Here is a 16,858-nt window from a genome sequence, read left to right as displayed (position 1 = left end):
GGTGACTTCCGACAGGCCGGGCATCGTACGATCGCTGCACCGGTCCGCCTCTGGGGGAGGAACTACCGTGCAGGGTCTGGAAGTTGCGTTACTGAGGCTGGCGACGACGGTGGTCACCGCGGTGACCCGATCACTGGTCACCCCTAAACCCGGCGCCGGTCTCGTCCCCGACCCGGTCCGCCCGCTCCCCCGCCCCGCGAAGCCGGACCGGCTGGCGAAGGTGCTGGGCGGGCGGCTGACGGAGTCGTACGCCGATGTGCCCGGGCACGAACGCCTGGCCGCCGTGGACGCGGTACGGGACGCCTTCGCGGCCGGGGACGCGGTGACGGCGGACCGGCTGTTCGCCGCGGGCCTCGATCCGGAACGGCTCGCGGCGGCGCTCCCGGCGCCGGACCCGGGGCTCTCGGAGCGGGCGAGGGGCTTGTACGGGGAGCTGCTGGCCCTGTGCTGCGCGCATCTGGTGGAGCAGCTGACCGCCGAGCCGTCGTTCATGGCGCGCGCGGCGGTGGAGCAGACCCGCGCCACGGACAGCCTGCGGGAGGCGGTGGATCACGTACGCCAACGGCTCGGCCCGGCGCCGGACGCCGCCGCCCTGGACTTCGAGGGGCGTTACGCGCGCTTCATCGCGCAGGCGCACAGCCGGATGGAGCTGTTCGGACTGACGCTGGGCCGCTCGGCCGGGGACTGGCCGCTGGAGACGGCCTACATCAGCCTGGCGGTGAGCTCCCAGGACAGCGGTCCGGAGTGGTGGGAGGCCGGGGGCCCGGAGCGGGTGACGGTCAAGGTGGAGCAGTGCCTCGCGGGCGGCGAACGGCTGCTGCTGCGGGGGCCGGCCGGGTCCGGCAAGAGCACCCTGGTCCAGTGGCTCGCGGTGAACGCCGCCCGCCAGTCGTTCGGCCGCGAGCTGGCGGACTGGAACCGCTGCGTCCCGTTCGTCCTGCGCCTGCGCGCGTTCACCTCGGACGACCGGCTGCCGGGTCCGGAGGACTTCCTCCGCGCCACCGGCGTCCCGCTGCACGGCGCGGCCCCCGCGGGCTGGGCGGACCGGGTGCTGTCGGAGGGCCGGGGGCTGGTGCTGCTGGACGGGGTGGACGAGGTCCCGATGCGGTTGCGGCAGCGCACGGAGCGGTGGCTGAAGGACCTGATCACGGCGTACCCGCGCTGCCGCTACGTGGTGACGACGCGGCCGTCGGCGGTCCCGGAGAGCTGGCTGTCCGGCTCCGGCTTCGAGGCGAACTCGCTGCTGCCGATGCGCGGGAAGGACATCCGCACCTTCATCGAGCACTGGCACCGGGCCGCCCGCCTTGAGTGCGCCTCCGACGAGGAGCGCCGCCGTCTCGACACGTACGAGGAGGCGCTGCGGCACGCGGTGGTCACCCGGCGCGACCTGGGCCGGCTCGCCACCAACCCGCTGATGTGCGCCCTGCTGTGCGCGCTCAACCGGGACCGGCGCATGCAGCTCCCCCGGGCCCGGAAGGAGTTGTACGACGCCGCGCTGGACATGCTCCTCGTCCGCCGCGACACGGAACGCGAAATCACCGGGGTCGAGGGCGTGGACCTGACCCGCGAGGAGCAGACCGGGCTGCTGCAACGGCTGGCGTACTGGCTGATCCGCAACGGCCTGGCGGAGGCGGACCGGGCCGAGGCGCTCGATCTGGTGACCGAGTGGCTGACGGCGATGTCCCAGATCCGGGCGACCCCGGAGGACGTGTTCTCGCACCTCCTCATCAGAAGCGGCCTGCTCCGCGAACCCGCGCCCGGGGCGGTCGGGTTCGTGCACCGCACCTTCCAGGACTACCTGGGCGCCAAGGCCGCGGTGGAGGCCCGCGACCTGGGCGTCCTGGTCAAGAACGCGCACGACGACCAGTGGCACGACGTGATCCAGATGGCGGTGGGCCACGCCCGCCCGGACGAACGGGAGCGGCTGCTGCGGCAGTTGCTGCGACGCGCGGACCGGGCCCCCCGGCACCGCCACCGGCTGGTGCTCCTGGCGGCGGCGAGCGCGGAGCACGCGCCGGAGTTGGCGCCCGCGTTGCGGGCGGACATCCGCGACCGGACGGAGGCGTTGCTGCCGCCGCGCAGCCGGGAGGAGGCGGAGGCACTGGCGGCGGTGGGGGAGCTGGTGTTGGAGCTGCTGCCAGGGCCGGGGGAGGTGGAGGACGATCGCGCGGCGGGGTTCGTGGTGATGACTGCGGGGCTGGTGGGCGGGGATGCGGCTTACGAGGTCATCAGGCGGTATCGCGGCGCCAGTGGGCACTCAGTCGGCATCCAGCTGTGCGAGGCATGGGGTGCCTTCGACACTCTCACGTACGCTCGGGAAATCCTGGCGGCGCGGTCGTGGGGCGGGCGCGGCCCCTACCTCTCCGCATTCGTCCCAGAGCAGCTGACGACCCTCAGCCATATCCCCGACGCACGTGCGATCCGGCTCCAAGGGCCCCACCCGGGGCTGTCCCCGCTGGCCACCCGCAGCAACATGACGAGCCTCTACGTCTACGACAACGAGGAGCTGACCGACCTCACCCCGCTGGCTTCGATGGATTCACTCACCAAGGTGGGGCTCAGCAAGTGCCCCGAAGTCCGCGACCTCAGCCCTCTGCATGCTCTTCCGCTGACCTGGCTCTCGTTGGCAGGGCTGCACCCCGACCTGCCGGGAGAGCAACTGGAAGCCTTCACAGAGGTATCCAGCGTGTTTCTGGGACACCGCTTCCCCGTCGACAGCATCGGCGAACTCCCGCTGAGCCGCCGGCTCACCTCGCTGACCATGGGCGCACAGGCGAGTGACATGAGCCTGGAGGGGATCGAGCAGTGGACCGAGTTGGAGTACCTGCGTATGAACAGCCGGCTCCAGCTCCTCAGCGTGTCCGCTTTCGCGACGCTTCCGGGGCTCCGCAGTCTCATCCTTGATGACATAGACGAGCTCGACCTCGACGCTCTGGGTGGTGCCACCCGCCTGACTGCGCTCCAGCTGCACCGCTGCCGGTTGTCCCAGGGACTGGGGCCGCTGGCCCAGCTGGGCGGATTGACCAGACTCCGCCTCTACGCGACGCGGAAGGACCTTGGCGACGCCGGGCCCTACGACCTCACACCCCTGGCCGGCCTCGACGGACTGACCATCATCCTCGGCGCCGACACCCCCGCCATCGGAGAGGAGCATTTTCCTCCCGGGCGCATCAGACGGCAGAGCACCCCCTAAACCCCCGCCGCCCCCAGCAAATGCCCCGCCACGTACGTCACCGCCATGGCCACCGCTCCCCCGCCCATATTGCGCAGCACCGCCCGCCCCGGGGCCGCCTCGCCCAGGCGGGCGCTCCACCAGCCCGTCACGGCCAGTACCGCGAGGACGGAGAGCACGGTCACCGGGACCCGGGCACCGGCCGGGGGCAGCACGATGGCCAGCAGCGGCAGCAGCGCGCCGACCGTGAACGCGAGGAAGCTGGCGCCCGCCGCGTGCCAGGGGTTCGTCAGGTCGTCCGGGTCGATGCCGAGCTCCACCTCCGCGTGAGCGCGCAGCGCATCGCGCTCGGTGAGCTGGACGGCGGCCTCCCGGGCCACCTCGCGGCTGAGCCCCTTGCCCTGCAACAGGCCCGTCAGCTCCGCGAGTTCCGCCTCCGGGGTCTCCTGGAGCTCCCGCTTCTCCGTGGCCAGCGCGGCCTTCTCCGAATCGCGCTGGGTGGACACCGAGACGTACTCCCCGGCCGCCATCGACAGCGACCCGGCGAGCAGCCCGGCCAGCCCGGCCGTCAGCAGGGCGCCCCGGTCGTCGGTGGCCCCGGCCACACCGACGACGAGCCCGGCGGTGGACACCACACCGTCATTCGCCCCGAGCACGGCCGCCCGCAGCCAGTTGAGCCGGGTACCCAGCCCGCCACCGTGAGGTTCGTCGTGCTCCGGCGCTCGCGTCATCCCGGGATGGTCTCACCTCAGGGCGCCACCGGGCACGCACGCGCACCGAGTAGGGGACTGTCCGACACGCCCCGTATTCTCTGTGACCATGCTCGACGACCCGCAGACCGCAGCACCGTGGCCCGCCGCCTACCCGCAGGGGTACGCGGTTGTCGACGTGGAGACCACCGGGCTCGCCCGGGACGACCGGATAGTGTCCGCTGCCGTCTACCGGCTGGACGCGCGGGGCGATGTCGAGGACCACTGGTACACGCTGGTCAATCCGGAGCGCGATCCGGGGCCGGTCTGGATCCATGGGCTGACGAGCGACGTGCTGGAGGGGGCGCCGCTCTTCCCGGAGATCGCCGCCGAGCTGTCCGAACGGCTGGCGGACCGGGTGCTCGTCGCGCACAACGCCGCGTTCGACTGGTCGATGCTGGCGCGGGAGTACGCGCGCGCCTCGGTCACCGCGCCGGTGCGGCAGCGGCTGTGCACCATCGCACTGGCCAAGGAGCTCCGGCTGCCGCTGGCCAACCACAAGCTGGCGTCCCTCGCGGAGCACTTCGGCGTGGTCCAGCAGCACGCGCACCACGCGCTGGACGACGCGCGGGTGCTGGCGGAGGCGTTCCGCCCGAGCCTGCACGCGGCGGCGCGGGACGGGGTGCGGCTGCCACTCCTGGAGTGCCGGCCGCTGACCGAGTGGTCGCAATCGCCGGTGGCCCCGCGGTCCGGCTCCTCGTCCTCGTACGGGGGACACGGCACCTGGCGCGCCTCGCGGAAGCGTCCGGCCTGCCCGTATCCGAACCCGGGACGGTACGAGAAGGACAAACCGCTCAAGCAGGGCATGCGGGTGGCGTTCTCCGGGGACACCTCGGTCGACCGCGAACTGCTGGAGGACCGCGCGGTGGAGGCGGGGCTGCACGTGGCGACCAGCGTCTCCCGGCTGACCAGCCTGCTCGTCACCAACGACCCGGACTCGGCGACGTCGAAGACGGTGAAGGCGAAGACGTACGGCACGCCGATCCTGGACGAGAGCGCCTTCACGCATCTCCTGCGCGATGTCGCCCCGGCCGTCGCGAAGGTGCCGGCGCCGACGCCGTCATCGGAGTGAACCGGCGGCGACTCGCCGCCCGACGGCTGCCCGCCGCCGCTTCCGGGTCCCACCCTGTGGCGCATGGCACGTTGTGAGGTCTGCGGAAACGATTACGGGATGTCCTTCGAGGTGCACGCGCAGGGCGCGGTGCACGTCTTCGACTGCTTCGCCTGCGCCATCCACCGCATGGCGCCCATCTGCGAGCACTGCCGGGTCCAGGTCATCGGCCAGGGCGTCGAGGTCGACGGGCACTGGTTCTGCGGCGGGCACTGCGCCCGCGCGGAGGGGAAGGTGGGCATCGTGGACCGCGTCTGAGGACGCGGGGCGGCCACCCCTTCGGCCACCCCGTGCGCGAGGCACCCCGCGGCCGGTTGTACCGTCGTGGGGTGTACCGCTTCCTGATGACCCGGCAGTGGCTGATCCTCGCCCTCCTCTCGCTCGTCCTCATCCCCACGATGATCGAGCTGGGTTTCTGGCAGCTGCACCGGCACGAGCACAAGGTCGCGCAGAACGCCCTGATCTCGCGCAATCTGAAGGCGGACCCGGTCGCCGTGTCCGCACTCACCTCCCCCGGCCACACCGTTCCGCGCGCGGACTACTGGCGCACCGTGACGGCCACCGGGACCTTCGACGAGAAGCACGAGGTGGTCGTCCGTCGCAGGACCGCCACCGACGGCTCCATCGGCGTCCACGTGCTGGTCCCGTTCGACCTCAAGGGCGGCGGCACGGTCCTGATCAACCGGGGCTGGGTCCCCTCCGCCGACGACCAGCACGCCTTCCCCGACGTACCGGCCGCCCCGAAGGGCGAGGTGACCGTCACCGGGCGGCTCAAGGCCGACGAGACGACCGGCGCGAGCGGCATCAAGGACATCTCGGACCTTCCGGACCGTCAGGTGATGCTGATCAGCAGCACCCAGCAGGCCCGGCTGCTGGACCGCCCGGTGCTCGGCGGCTACATCGAGCTCACCGCCCCGGCGCCGAAGAACGGCTCGCCGGAACCGATCGAGGCCCCCGACGACAGCTCCATCGGCCCGCACATGGCGTACGCCGTGCAGTGGTGGCTGTTCGCCGCCGGGGTCCCGGTGGGCTTCGTGGTCCTGGCCCGGCGCGAGAAGCGCGACCGGGTCGCGGCAGCACAGGCGGCCGCCGCCGAGGACGCGACACCGGAGCCCGAGCCCGCCCAGGCGTGACACCCGCCTCTCCTGGCACGGAGTCTGCTTAACGGAGGCCCCGTTCGGGAAGACGCCTGAACGTGACCCCACGCATCGAGGACTACGCCCTCATCGGCGATCTGCAGACCGCGGCCCTGGTCGGCAAAAACGGTTCTGTCGACTGGTTGTGCCTGCCCCGCTTCGACTCGGGCGCGTGCTTCGCCGCCCTGCTCGGCGACGAGGACAACGGCCACTGGCGGATCGCACCCAAGGGCGCGGACACCTGCACCCGGCGTGGCTACGTGGGCGACTCCCTGGTCCTCGAAACGTACTGGGAGACACGCACCGGCACCGTCAAGGTCATCGACTTCATGCCGCAGCGCGACAAGGAGCCGGACGTGATGCGGATCGTCGAGGGGGTCAGCGGCACCGTCGAGATGGCGTCCGTGATCCGACTGCGCTTCGACTTCGGGTCCATCGTGCCCTGGATGCGCCGCTCGGACGGCCACCGGGTCGCGGTCGCCGGGCCGGACTCCGCCTGGCTGCGCAGCGAACCGCCGGTCAAGACGTGGGGCCAGCAGTTCTCCACCTGTTCCTCCTTCACCGTGTCCGAGGGCGAGAAGGTGGCCTTCGTGCTGACCTGGCACCCCTCGCACTCGCCCCGGCCGGGGCTCGTCGACCCGTACGAGGCGCTGGAGAACTCCCTGACCGACTGGGCCGAGTGGTCCGCCCGCTGCAAGTACGAGGGGCCGTACCGGGACGCCGTGATCCGCTCGCTGATCACTCTCAAGGCGCTCACCTTCGGCCCGACCGGCGGCATCGTGGCGGCCCCGACCACCTCGCTCCCGGAGGAGATCGGCGGCGTACGGAACTGGGACTACCGCTTCTGCTGGCTGCGGGACTCCACGCTCACCCTCGGCGCGCTGGTCTCGGCCGGCTATCTGGAGGAAGCCGCCGCCTGGCGCGACTGGCTGCTGCGCGCGGTCGCCGGGGACCCGGCGGACCTCCAGATCATGTACGGGCTGGCCGGCGAGCGCAGACTCCCCGAGTCCGAGCTGCCGTGGCTGCGCGGTTACGAGAACTCCGCCCCGGTCCGGATCGGCAACGCGGCGGTGCGCCAGCGCCAGCTGGACGTCTACGGGGAGGTCATCGACTCGCTCCGGCTGGCCCGGGACGCGGGCCTGGACGACAAGCCGCACGCCTGGAGCCTCCAGCTCAGCCTGCTCGGGTTCCTGGAGTCCACCTGGCGCGAGCCGGACGAGGGGCTGTGGGAGATCCGCGGGCAGCGGCGCCACTTCGTGCACTCCAAGGTGATGGCCTGGGTCGCGGCCGACCGGGCGGTGCGCAGCCTGGAGGACGATCCCTCGCTGGCCGGGGACGCCGACCGCTGGCGGGCGATGCGGGACGCCGTGCACCGGGAGGTGTGCGAGAAGGGCTACGACCCGGTGCGCAACACCTTCACCCAGTCGTACGGCTCCCGGGAGCTGGACGCGGCGACGCTCCTGATCGCCCGGACCGGCTTCCTGCCGCCGGACGACCCTCGGGTGATCGGCACGGTGGACGCGGTGCGCGAGGAGCTGGGCAGCGATGGTCTGGTGCGCCGCTACAGCACGGACGGCGGCTCGATCGACGGGCTGCCCGGCGGCGAGGGCGCCTTCCTGGCCTGCTCGTTCTGGCTGGCGGACGCCCTGCGGATGACCGGGCGCCCCGAGGAGGCCACCGAGCTCTTCGAGCGGCTGCTCGCCCTGCGCAACGACGTGGGCCTGCTCGCCGAGGAGTACGACACGGCGGCGGGGCGCCAGCTCGGCAACTTCCCGCAGGCGTTCAGCCACATCGGTCTGGTCGGTACGGCGGTCGCGCTCGCCGAGGCGCAGCCGGCCGAAGCACGGGCCGCCGAGGACGACGCCGGGGGCGGCACGGCAGGATAGGGCCATGGATCTTGGACTGAAGGACCGTGTGTACATCGTCACCGGAGCGACGCGCGGGCTCGGCTACGCCACCGCGCGGGCGCTGGTGGCGGACGGCGCGAAGGTGATCATCACCGGCCGGGACGAACGGCGCGCCCAGCAGGCAGCCGCCGACCTGGGCCCGGACGCCGTCGGCCTCGCCGCCGACAACGCCGACCCGGCGTCGGCCGCACGGCTGGTGGAGGCCGCCCGGGAGGGCCTGGGCCGGCTCGACGGCATCCTCATCAGCGTCGGCGGCCCGCCGCCGGGCGGGATCGCGGACAACACCGACGAGCAGTGGCAGACGGCCTTCGAGTCCGTCTTCCTGGGTGCGGTACGGCTGGCCAGGGCCGCCGCCGCGGCGCTCGGCGAGGGCGGGGTCATCGGCTTCGTGCTCTCCGGCTCCGTCCACGAGCCGATTGCCGGGCTGACCATCTCGAACGGGCTGCGCCCCGGCCTGGCCGGCGTCGCGAAGTCGATGGCCGACGAGCTGGGCCCGCGCGGCATCCGGGTCGTGGGTCTGCTGCCGGCCCGGATCGACACGGACCGGGTGCGGGAGCTGGACGCGCTCTCGGGCGACGCGGAGGCCTCGCGCAACGCCAACGAGGCGAACATCCCGCTGCGCCGCTACGGCACCCCGGAGGAGTTCGGCCGCACGGCCGCGTTCCTGCTGTCCCCCGCCGCCTCGTACCTGACGGGCATCATGGTGCCGGTCGACGGCGGCTACCGGCACGGCTTCTAGGGCGTGTCCGCGAAGTCCCGTCGTACGCCCGAAGGGCGTGGCGGGCCAGACGGGACTTCGCGGACACGCCCTGGCCGCGTGCGGTGATACGGCGGTGGCGCGGGGCCCGCGCCACCGCACCGCCCGTCAGCTCACCCGCGCGGCCCGGTGCTTGACGGCCTTGAGCCGGACCTCGGCGGGCAGCCGGGCCAGCCCCGCGGAGTCCCGCGCGTGGGCCAGCGCCTCACCGCTCAGCCTCCCCAGCGCCTCGTCGGGCGCGGCGTGCGGCTCCATCAGCAGCCGGACCCGGGCGGCCGGGGTGGAGCGCTTGCCGGTCAGGGTGACCTGGGCGCGGGCGACGCCGTCCAGGGCGCCCGCCTCCCCGGCGAGCACCCCTTCCAGGGCGCGGCCGCGCAGCAGGGCGCCCTCGCCGTCCCCGCTGTCCACCAGCACCTCGTTGAGGCGCGAGCGGCGGAGCTGGGCCAGCAGCCACCACAGGGCGAGGACCACGAGGACGGCGAGGACCGCGATCACGGTCGGCCACCACCAGCCCTCGCCGCGCCAGCGGTCCCGGTCGGCCTCGCTGAGCAGGACGTCGTTCTTGCCGTACCAGGGCCACCAGGACGGCACGGAGAGGCCCGCCGCCGCGGCGAGCACCCCGCCGCCCACGCAGATCAGCACCAGCCCGGCCAGCCCCAGCAGTACCCGGTTGACGGTCCTGAGCACGCCGTTCACCCCTTCTTCGCCGGCCGGCGGACATGGACCGACAGGCTCGGCTGCCTGGCGAGTCCCAGTTCCCGGATGCCTGTGGAGAGCACGGTGTCCAGGTCGGCCCGTACGTCGTCCAGTTCCCGGAAGTGCGAGACGGCACGCACTCCCACCTTGCTCCGGCCCATGCGGACCCGGACCGACTGGACGCCGGCCACCTCGACGGCCCGGTCGCGCAGCACCATGGCCGCCGCCGTCCGGTCCAGCCCGGCGCGCACGTCGGTGTGTTCGCGGCGCATCGGCAGCAGGTCGCGCAGCCCGGGCGTGAGCGCGAGGAGCAGCAGCCAGAGCCCGAGGGCGGCCGCGACGGACGCGCCGGTCAGCACCCAGACGTCGTCCAGCCGCCGGGTCGCGAGCTCGTCCGCCAGGGTGCGGCGCCACTGCATCGCGGGGTGTCCGGCGCGGACCGCCGCCACGTCGTAGAGGAGCAGGCCGCTCGCGCCGAGGATCACCGCGGCGACGATGCCGGCGGGGATGCGGCGGGCGGCCCAGAAGCGCCCCGCGCGGCCATCGGGCCGTTCCTTGTCGGGCGCGGGGTCGTAGGCCGCGGAGGAGGCCGACTGGTCGAGCGCGAGGACACTGCCGTGTTCCACCGCCCCGGCCTCGGGCGGTCGCCGCGTGCCGTCGTCCGGGTCGTGGGGCTCGGTCATCGAATCCTCCCCTGTGCCGCCAGGCTCGCTCCGGTGGGATGCAGGCGTTCGACCTGGACGGCCACTTCGGGCACCTCCATCCCCGCCAACGCCTTTACCCGCTCGGCGACCCGCCGACGCACGGCACCGCACTGGTGGCCGATGTCCGTGGGATATCCCAGCTCCAGACTCACCCGTACGCGGGCGGTGTCGCGGTGCACGGTGACCGTGGCACGGGGCGACGCCGCCTCCTTCGGAGTCGTGTCGACCGCCTCCTTGGCCGCCTGCGCGGCGATCTTCGCGACCACCCGGTCGGCGATCCGCGTCTCTCCCCGTTCCCCGGCCGGGACCGGGCCGCTCGCCCCCGACACCTCCGTCACCGCCGTCGGTCGCCGCGCTCGCGACTGCGGAAGAAGTCGCCGGGTTCCAGGTCGCCGTCGACGAAGCGGCCGGCGACGAAGCCGACCGCTCCGAGGGCGGCCACCAGCACAAAGGCTCCGAACCCGCCGAAGTATCCGGCGAAACCGAGCGCCATGCCGGCCAGCAGACCGGCCACAGCCATGCTCATCGTGTGCTCCTCAACCGCTCGGGGACGCCGGGACTACTGGACGCGGGACTCTGACTCGTCGTCATCGTCGTCCTCGTCGGGCAGCTTCACGTCGCTGACGGCGATGTTGACCTCGACCACTTCCAGGCCCGTCATGCGCTCGACGGCCGCGACGACGTTCTCCCGTACATCGCGGGCGACGTCGGCGATCGACACGCCGTAGTCCACGACGATCTCCAGGTCCAGCGCGGTCTGGGTCTCGCCGACCTCGGCCTTGACGCCGCGGGTGACGGACTTGGAGCCGCCGGGGACGCGGTCGCGGACCGCGCCGAACGTGCGGGACAGGCCGCTGCCCATCGCGTGCACCCCGACGACGTCGCGTGCCGCCATTCCGGCGATCTTCTCGACCACGCCGTCCGCGATGGTCGTACGGCCGCGGGTGCCGGGGTCGCCGCCGCCGCGCTTGGTCAGGCTGCTGCCGCCCGAGGCGTTGCTGTCGGGGTTCTCGGGCCGGTTCCGCTGTGGGGTCTCGGTCATCGCCGCTCTTCCCTTCGGGGCAGATGTGACTACTTCGCCCACATTAAGGGCGCTTGCCCCGACTCGCGCCGTGGATACGGCAGTCTGGTGGCCATGACGACGGCTGACGGCCCGCACAGGGCCCACGCATGGACGGCTGCGGTACGGCAACGGCTCTCGCTGGGGCGACTGCTCCCTCTGGGCGGTCCGGCGGACGGCGCCTGGATCGCGGAGCGGGCCGCGGTCGCGGTGCTGCGCCGGGCCGTGGCGGGCCCCGAGCCCGGTCCGGTCCTGGGTGAGCTGCGGATCGCCGTGGCCGACCCGGACTCGGCGCCCGCCGCACAGGTGCCCCCGCCCCCGAGCGCGCTGCCGCCGGGTCCCCTACGAATCGAGGCGACGATGACCGCGACGGCCGACCGGCCCCTGCCCGCAGCCGCCGACGCGTTGCGCGCGGCCCTTCTGTCGGCCGCCGCGCGCCGGCTGGGCCTGGTGGTCTCCGAGGTGGACCTGCGGGTGACGGAACTGCTCGACGGCTCACCCGAACGAGTGGAGCCGGAGCCGGAGGAGGTGCGCCCGGTGGACGCGGAGAACGCCGCGGGGCGGGCCGCCGCCTCGGTGGCCGGGGTGGCGGCGCTGACCGGGGTGCTCGGTCCGGCGGTGCGGACGGGCGAGGACCATGTGCGCGTCGAACTGGCGACGGAGAGCGGTCACCGCGCGCTGGACGTGGCCCTCGCCGTGCGCGAGGCGGTGACGGAGGCGGCCGAGGGGCGGCCCCCGGTCGCGGTGCTGGTCACGGCGGTCGCGGAGGACTGAGCCGCGGTACGGGTCCGGGCCGGCGGGGGCGTCTCGGCCCCGGCCGGCCCGCCCGTGCGTCAGCCGAGGGCGCTCGCCAGGTCGCGGAGGCGGCGGCCCTGCGCGGCCCGTTCGGCGGCGCGCTGCTCCTCGTACGTACGCGAGAGGGCGCCGCCCAGCAGCGCCTTGGTCTCGATGACGGCGTCGCGCGGGGCGGCCAGCAGGGCACCCGCCAGGTCGCGCGCGGCGCCTTCGAGGTCGGCGGCGGGCACGACGAGGTTGGCCAGGCCGGTGCGCTCCGCCTCCTCGGCGTGGACGTAGCGGCCGGTGGCGCAGATCTCCAGCGCGCGGGCGTACCCGACGAGGTGCACCAAGGGGTGCGTGCCGGTGAGGTCGGGCACCAGGCCGAGGCTGGTCTCGCGCATGGCGAACTGGACGTCCTCGGCGACGATGCGCAGGTCACAGGCGAGGGCGAGCTGGAAGCCCGCACCGATGGCGTGGCCCTGGACGGCCGCGATCGACACGATGTCGTTGCGGCGCCACCAGGTGAACGCCTCCTGGTACTCGGCGATCAGCGCGTCGAGCTCGGCCTCCGGGCCGCGCCCCATGTCGAGGAACGACGGCTCACCGTCGAACCCCTCGGGGGTGAACGCCTGGCGGTCGAGTCCGGCGGAGAACGACACGCCTTCGGCGCGCAGCACGACGACCCGCACACTGCCGGGCAGGGCCCGTCCGGCCTCCGTCAACGCCCGCCACAGAGCGGGAGACTGGGCGTTGCGCTTCGCCGGGTTGGTGAGGGTCACCGTGGCAACCGCGTCGTCGACGGTGAGTCGGACGCCGTCCTGGTCGAGCACGGAGTCGAGCGAGGTCATACGGGTCCTCCGGTTCGGGTGCAGTCAGCACATCAAGCTAAGTGACTGAACAGTAACCACCGGATCGACCCTGCGGCCGACCGGGTGGGCGCACCCGGACCAGGGAACTCCTGGGGCCTTCCATCGACGTGCCCCGATCCGCTGCCGGCCGTCAGGCCGCCGCGGCCTTCTTGCCTCGTGTGGCGCCGCCGCGTCCGCGGAGCGTCACGCCGGATTCGCTGAGCATCCGGTGGACGAATCCGTAGGAGCGGCCCGTTTCCTCGGCCAGCGCCCGGATGCTCGCACCGGAGTCGTACTTCTTCTTCAGGTCTGCCGCGAGCTTGTCGCGCGCGGCGCCGGTCACCCGGCTGCCCTTCTTCAGAGTCTCGGCCACCCGTGCCTCCTCATGGGAAGTGCGCTCTGGACTCTCATGATCACCCCTCGGGCGCTTCCTGGCCACCCATTCGGCAAGGTCTCTGCGACCGGATTCGCGCCCCGGGAGTGCGCCGGTGCGACCGGAATGCCTCATTCCAACAGGCCGTACGGGGTGTCGTGCCAGCATCCGGGAAGGAACGTCCAGGTCAGGGCACGCAAGGGCAGGGGGGCGGAAATGGGTGCGCCCGGCAGCTATCTGCCGGGCGCCGCGCCGAGGTATGAGACGTACTCACACAGATGACGGATCTCGGGTAGGCCGAATGATCCAGTCCGGGGGGATCAGGCCAGGGCGACCAGGTCCCGGTAGTCCGCACCCCACAGGTCCTCGATGCCGTCCGGGAGCAGGATGATCCGCTCCGGCTGAAGGGCCTCGACGGCGCCCTCGTCGTGCGTGACGAGGACCACGGCACCCTTGTACGTGCGCAGCGCGCCGAGGATCTCCTCGCGGCTGGCCGGGTCCAGGTTGTTGGTGGGCTCGTCCAGCAGGAGCACGTTGGCGGAGGAGACGACCAGGGTGGCCAGGGCCAGTCGGGTCTTCTCGCCGCCGGAGAGCACCCCGGCCGGCTTGTCCACGTCGTCCCCGGAGAACAGGAACGAGCCGAGCGTCTTGCGGACGTCGACGAGGTCCAGGTCGGGGGCGGCGGAGCGCATGTTCTCCAGGACCGTGCGGTCCGGGTCCAGGGTCTCGTGCTCCTGGGCGTAGTAGCCGAGCTTGAGGCCGTGGCCCTCCACGACCTGGCCGGTGTCGGGCTGCTCGGCGCCGCCGAGGAGCCGCAGCAGCGTGGTCTTGCCGGCGCCGTTGAGGCCGAGGATGACGACGCGGGAGCCCTTGTCGATGGCCAGGTCGACGTCGGTGAAGATCTCCAGCGAGCCGTAGGACTTGGAGAGCCCTTCCGCCATCAGGGGCGTCTTGCCGCAGGGCGAGGGGTCGGGGAAGCGCAGCTTGGCGACCTTGTCGGCGACCCGGATCTCGTCCAGGCCGGACAGCAGCCGGTCGGCGCGCTTGGCCATGTTCTGCGCGGCGACCGTCTTGGTCGCCTTGGCGCGCATCTTGTCCGCCTGCGCGTTGAGGGCGGCGGCCTTCTTCTCGGCGTTCTGGCGCTCGCGCTTGCGGCGCTTCTCGTCGGCCTCGCGCTGCTGCTGGTAGAGCTTCCAGCCCATGTTGTAGACGTCGATCTGGGACCGGTTGGCATCGAGGTAGAAGACCTTGTTGACGACCGTCTCGACCAGCTCGACGTCGTGGGAGATCACGACGAAGCCGCCGCGGTAGGTCTTGAGGTAGTCGCGCAGCCAGACGATCGAGTCCGCGTCGAGGTGGTTGGTCGGCTCGTCCAGGAGCAGCGTGTCGGCGTCCGAGAAGAGGATGCGGGCCAGCTCGACGCGGCGGCGCTGACCGCCGGAGAGGGTGTGCAGCGGCTGGCCGAGCACCCGGTCGGGCAGGCTGAGCGCGGCGGCGATGGTGGCGGCCTCGGCCTCGGCGGCGTAACCGCCCTTGGTGAGGAACTCCGTCTCCAGGCGCTCGTACTTCTTCATCGCCTTCTCGCGGGTGGCGCCCTTGCCGTTCGCCATCCGGTCCTCGTTCTCCCGCATCTTGCGCAGGATCTCGTCCAGGCCGCGGGCGGACAGGACCCGGTCCCTGGCCAGGACGTCGAGGTCGCCGGTGCGGGGGTCCTGCGGGAGATAGCCCACCTCGCCGGAGCGGGTGATGGTGCCCGCGGCGGGGACGCCCTCGCCGGCGAGGCACTTGGTGAGGGTGGTCTTGCCCGCTCCGTTGCGGCCGACGAGGCCGATGCGGTCGCCCTTGGCGATGCGGAAGCTGGCGGATTCGATGAGCAGACGGGCGCCGGCGCGCAGCTCGATGCCGGAGGCGGTGATCACGGGGAGGTACTCCAGGGCGAAAGGAAGGGCGGAGGAACGACGGGTGGTGACGGATCGACGCCGCTACTCACGCACACGCACAAGGAGAACTGCCATGGAAACCAGTCTACTGGCGGTGTCCACCGACTTTTCCGCGTGCTCCCCCCACGGGTGCGCCCGCCCGGGCGCAGGAGGTGAACAGGGCATTACGGGGCGTATGACCGGATACTCGGCGAAGGGACCGTGATCCGTGGCGGAGGGTGTGCGATGCAGTTCGACGACGACGCCGGTCTGGACACGTCGGAGGTCAGGGACGTACGCGGCAGCCGCGTCCCGGGCGGCCGGGCCACCGTGGGCGGGGGCATCGCCGGGGTGATCGCGCTCATCCTGGGGCTGCTCTTCGGGGTGGGCCCCGATCAGCTCGGGCTCTCGTCGGGCGACTCGCCGACGGCGACCGCGTCCTCGGCGGGGCAGGTGGCACAGGAGTGCCGGACCGGGCGGGACGCCAACACGAAGGACGACTGCCGGATCGTGGCGGTGGTCAACAGCGTGCAGGACTACTGGGGCCAGGAGTTCACCCGGCGCGACGCGCGGTACGCGACGGCGCGGACCGTCCTGTTCACCGACCGGGTCGGTACGGCCTGCGGCTCCGCGACCTCGGCCGTGGGGCCGTTCTACTGCCCCGGCGACCGGCAGGTCTACCTCGACCTTGGGTTCTTCGACGAGCTGCGGACGAAGTTCGGGTCGAGCGGCGGGCCGTTCGCGCAGGCGTACGTCGTCGCCCACGAGTACGGGCACCACGTGCAGAACCAGATGGGGACGCTGGGCCGGACCCAGGACGGGCGGACCGGCGAGAACAGCAACGCGGTCCGGGTGGAGCTCCAGGCGGACTGCTACGCGGGGGTCTGGGCGCACCACGCGACGACCACGCCCGACGAGTCGACCGGGCGGCCGCTGATCACCGAGGTGACCCGGGCGGACATCCGGGACGGCCTGGACGCGGCGGCGTCGGTCGGGGACGACCGGATCCAGGAGCGGTTCCAGGGCCGGGTCACGCCCGAGTCCTGGACGCACGGGTCCGCGGCGCAGCGGCAGGAGTGGTTCACCACGGGATTCCGGAGCGGGGACATGGGCGACTGCGACACGTTCCGCTGAGCCGTTGTCGGTGGCCGGTGCGAGACTGAGACGTGGATCACACAAGCTGTACGAAGGGGCTGAGCGCGATGGTGGAGACGGGCGTGGCGACGGTGTACCCGACGCTCCTCTACGACGACGCGAAGGGCGCGATCCGGCTGCTGACGGAGGGGCTGGGGTTCGTCGCGGAGGCGGTGTACGAGGGGGACGACGGGTCGGTGGTGCATGCGGAGCTGTCGTGCGGGAACGGCAGGGTGATGCTGGGGTCGCGGGGGCGGGAGGGGGTGTTCGCGCGGGCGATGGCGGGGGCGGGGCCTGCGGGGGTGTACGTGGTGGTGGAGGAAGTGGACGCGCACTATGCGCGGGCGGTTGAGCATGGGGTGGAGATTCTGATGCCGCCCACGGATCAGTCGTACGGGTCGCGGGATTACATGGCGCGGGACGGGGAGGGCAACGTGTGGAGCTTCGGCACGTATGCGCCGGGGGCGGCGGGCTGAGGCGGGGCGCGCCTGCGGCGGGCCTTGTCCCCTACCTGC

The 16,858-nt window shown here is 72.6% G+C and carries 18 protein-coding genes; 9 read left to right on the top strand and 9 right to left on the bottom strand.

Features of this window, described 5'->3' with window-relative positions; translation table 11 throughout:
- Window positions 1-67 precede the first annotated feature (67 nt).
- The gene (locus tag AMK18_RS26560; protein ID WP_443333233.1) at window positions 68-3,193 is read left to right on the top strand and encodes an NACHT domain-containing protein; all 3,126 of its coding nucleotides are present in this window, start codon (window positions 68-70) and stop codon (window positions 3,191-3,193) included.
- Here the strand turns inward: AMK18_RS26560 and AMK18_RS26555 are convergent.
- On the bottom strand, window positions 3,190-3,903 hold the full coding sequence (locus AMK18_RS26555; RefSeq protein ID WP_018104709.1) for a VIT1/CCC1 transporter family protein: 714 nt from the start codon (window positions 3,901-3,903) through the stop codon (window positions 3,190-3,192). The genes AMK18_RS26560 and AMK18_RS26555 overlap by 4 nt on opposite strands.
- An 82-nt stretch (window positions 3,904-3,985) precedes the next feature.
- Between AMK18_RS26555 and AMK18_RS26550 the strand changes: the two genes are divergently transcribed.
- From AMK18_RS26550 to AMK18_RS26530, 5 genes are all read left to right on the top strand, one after another.
- Window positions 3,986-4,993, top strand: coding sequence for a DEDDh family exonuclease (locus AMK18_RS26550; protein WP_018104708.1), 1,008 nt, complete (start codon window positions 3,986-3,988; stop codon window positions 4,991-4,993).
- A 63-nt stretch (window positions 4,994-5,056) separates the two neighbouring features.
- A complete protein-coding gene (locus AMK18_RS26545; protein ID WP_026171732.1) occupies window positions 5,057-5,290 on the top strand; it encodes a hypothetical protein in 234 nt (77 codons plus the stop codon).
- A gap of 71 nt (window positions 5,291-5,361) precedes the next feature.
- On the top strand, window positions 5,362-6,165 hold the full coding sequence (locus AMK18_RS26540; RefSeq protein WP_073864764.1) for an SURF1 family cytochrome oxidase biogenesis protein: 804 nt from the start codon (window positions 5,362-5,364) through the stop codon (window positions 6,163-6,165).
- A 62-nt stretch (window positions 6,166-6,227) separates the two neighbouring features.
- Entirely contained in the window at window positions 6,228-8,054 is a 1,827-nt protein-coding gene (locus AMK18_RS26535; protein ID WP_073864763.1) for a glycoside hydrolase family 15 protein, read from the top strand.
- A gap of 4 nt (window positions 8,055-8,058) precedes the next feature.
- The gene (locus AMK18_RS26530; protein WP_018104704.1) at window positions 8,059-8,814 is read left to right on the top strand and encodes an SDR family oxidoreductase; all 756 of its coding nucleotides are present in this window, start codon (window positions 8,059-8,061) and stop codon (window positions 8,812-8,814) included.
- Window positions 8,815-8,940: 126 nt separating this feature from the next.
- Here AMK18_RS26530 and amaP read toward each other — a convergent pair whose 3' ends face one another.
- Genes amaP through AMK18_RS26505 form a run of 5 tightly spaced genes read right to left on the bottom strand, consistent with a single transcriptional unit; the run spans window position 8,941 to window position 11,274 of the window.
- Window positions 8,941-9,528 (bottom strand): alkaline shock response membrane anchor protein AmaP, encoded by a 588-nt coding sequence (amaP, locus tag AMK18_RS26525; RefSeq protein WP_018104703.1) that lies wholly within the window; start codon window positions 9,526-9,528, stop codon window positions 8,941-8,943.
- Complete coding sequence (locus tag AMK18_RS26520; RefSeq protein ID WP_073864762.1) at window positions 9,525-10,211, bottom strand: DUF6286 domain-containing protein; 687 nt, start codon at window positions 10,209-10,211, stop codon at window positions 9,525-9,527. Before AMK18_RS26520 ends, amaP begins: the two co-directional genes overlap by 4 nt.
- Window positions 10,208-10,570 (bottom strand): Asp23/Gls24 family envelope stress response protein, encoded by a 363-nt coding sequence (locus AMK18_RS26515; protein WP_073864761.1) that lies wholly within the window; start codon window positions 10,568-10,570, stop codon window positions 10,208-10,210. Before AMK18_RS26515 ends, AMK18_RS26520 begins: the two co-directional genes overlap by 4 nt.
- On the bottom strand, window positions 10,567-10,758 hold the full coding sequence (locus AMK18_RS26510) for a hypothetical protein (protein ID WP_018104700.1): 192 nt from the start codon (window positions 10,756-10,758) through the stop codon (window positions 10,567-10,569). The genes AMK18_RS26515 and AMK18_RS26510 overlap by 4 nt, the downstream gene beginning before the upstream one ends.
- A 33-nt stretch (window positions 10,759-10,791) precedes the next feature.
- Window positions 10,792-11,274, bottom strand: coding sequence for an Asp23/Gls24 family envelope stress response protein (locus AMK18_RS26505; protein WP_018104699.1), 483 nt, complete (start codon window positions 11,272-11,274; stop codon window positions 10,792-10,794).
- A 93-nt stretch (window positions 11,275-11,367) separates the two neighbouring features.
- Between AMK18_RS26505 and AMK18_RS26500 the strand changes: the two genes are divergently transcribed.
- Window positions 11,368-12,066: a hypothetical protein gene (locus AMK18_RS26500; RefSeq protein ID WP_073864794.1), complete on the top strand. Its 699-nt coding sequence runs from the start codon at window positions 11,368-11,370 to the stop codon at window positions 12,064-12,066.
- Window positions 12,067-12,125: 59 nt separating this feature from the next.
- Here the strand turns inward: AMK18_RS26500 and AMK18_RS26495 are convergent, their stop codons facing one another.
- The 3 genes from AMK18_RS26495 to AMK18_RS26485 all read right to left on the bottom strand — a co-directional run bounded on the left by AMK18_RS26495 (window position 12,126) and on the right by AMK18_RS26485 (window position 15,209).
- Window positions 12,126-12,917, bottom strand: coding sequence for an enoyl-CoA hydratase/isomerase family protein (locus AMK18_RS26495; RefSeq protein WP_073864760.1), 792 nt, complete (start codon window positions 12,915-12,917; stop codon window positions 12,126-12,128).
- A 151-nt stretch (window positions 12,918-13,068) separates the two neighbouring features.
- Window positions 13,069-13,290: a helix-turn-helix domain-containing protein gene (locus tag AMK18_RS26490; RefSeq protein WP_007263382.1), complete on the bottom strand. Its 222-nt coding sequence runs from the start codon at window positions 13,288-13,290 to the stop codon at window positions 13,069-13,071.
- Between the two features lie 320 nt (window positions 13,291-13,610).
- Window positions 13,611-15,209 (bottom strand): ABC-F family ATP-binding cassette domain-containing protein, encoded by a 1,599-nt coding sequence (locus AMK18_RS26485; protein ID WP_073864758.1) that lies wholly within the window; start codon window positions 15,207-15,209, stop codon window positions 13,611-13,613.
- A gap of 246 nt (window positions 15,210-15,455) precedes the next feature.
- On the opposite strand from AMK18_RS26485, the gene ypfJ reads away from it, so the two are divergent.
- Together ypfJ and AMK18_RS26475 are read left to right on the top strand one after the other, a co-directional pair.
- Entirely contained in the window at window positions 15,456-16,343 is an 888-nt protein-coding gene (gene ypfJ, locus AMK18_RS26480; protein ID WP_073864757.1) for a KPN_02809 family neutral zinc metallopeptidase, read from the top strand.
- Between the two features lie 68 nt (window positions 16,344-16,411).
- On the top strand, window positions 16,412-16,819 hold the full coding sequence (locus tag AMK18_RS26475) for a VOC family protein (RefSeq protein WP_073864756.1): 408 nt from the start codon (window positions 16,412-16,414) through the stop codon (window positions 16,817-16,819).
- Window positions 16,820-16,858 lie beyond the last annotated feature (39 nt).

Source organism: Streptomyces sp. CB01249 (genome assembly GCF_001905735.1).
Classification (GTDB): domain Bacteria; phylum Actinomycetota; class Actinomycetes; order Streptomycetales; family Streptomycetaceae; genus Streptomyces.
The sequence above is the reverse complement of the archived record's forward strand: the minus strand, read 5'-3'. Positions and strand labels throughout refer to the sequence as shown.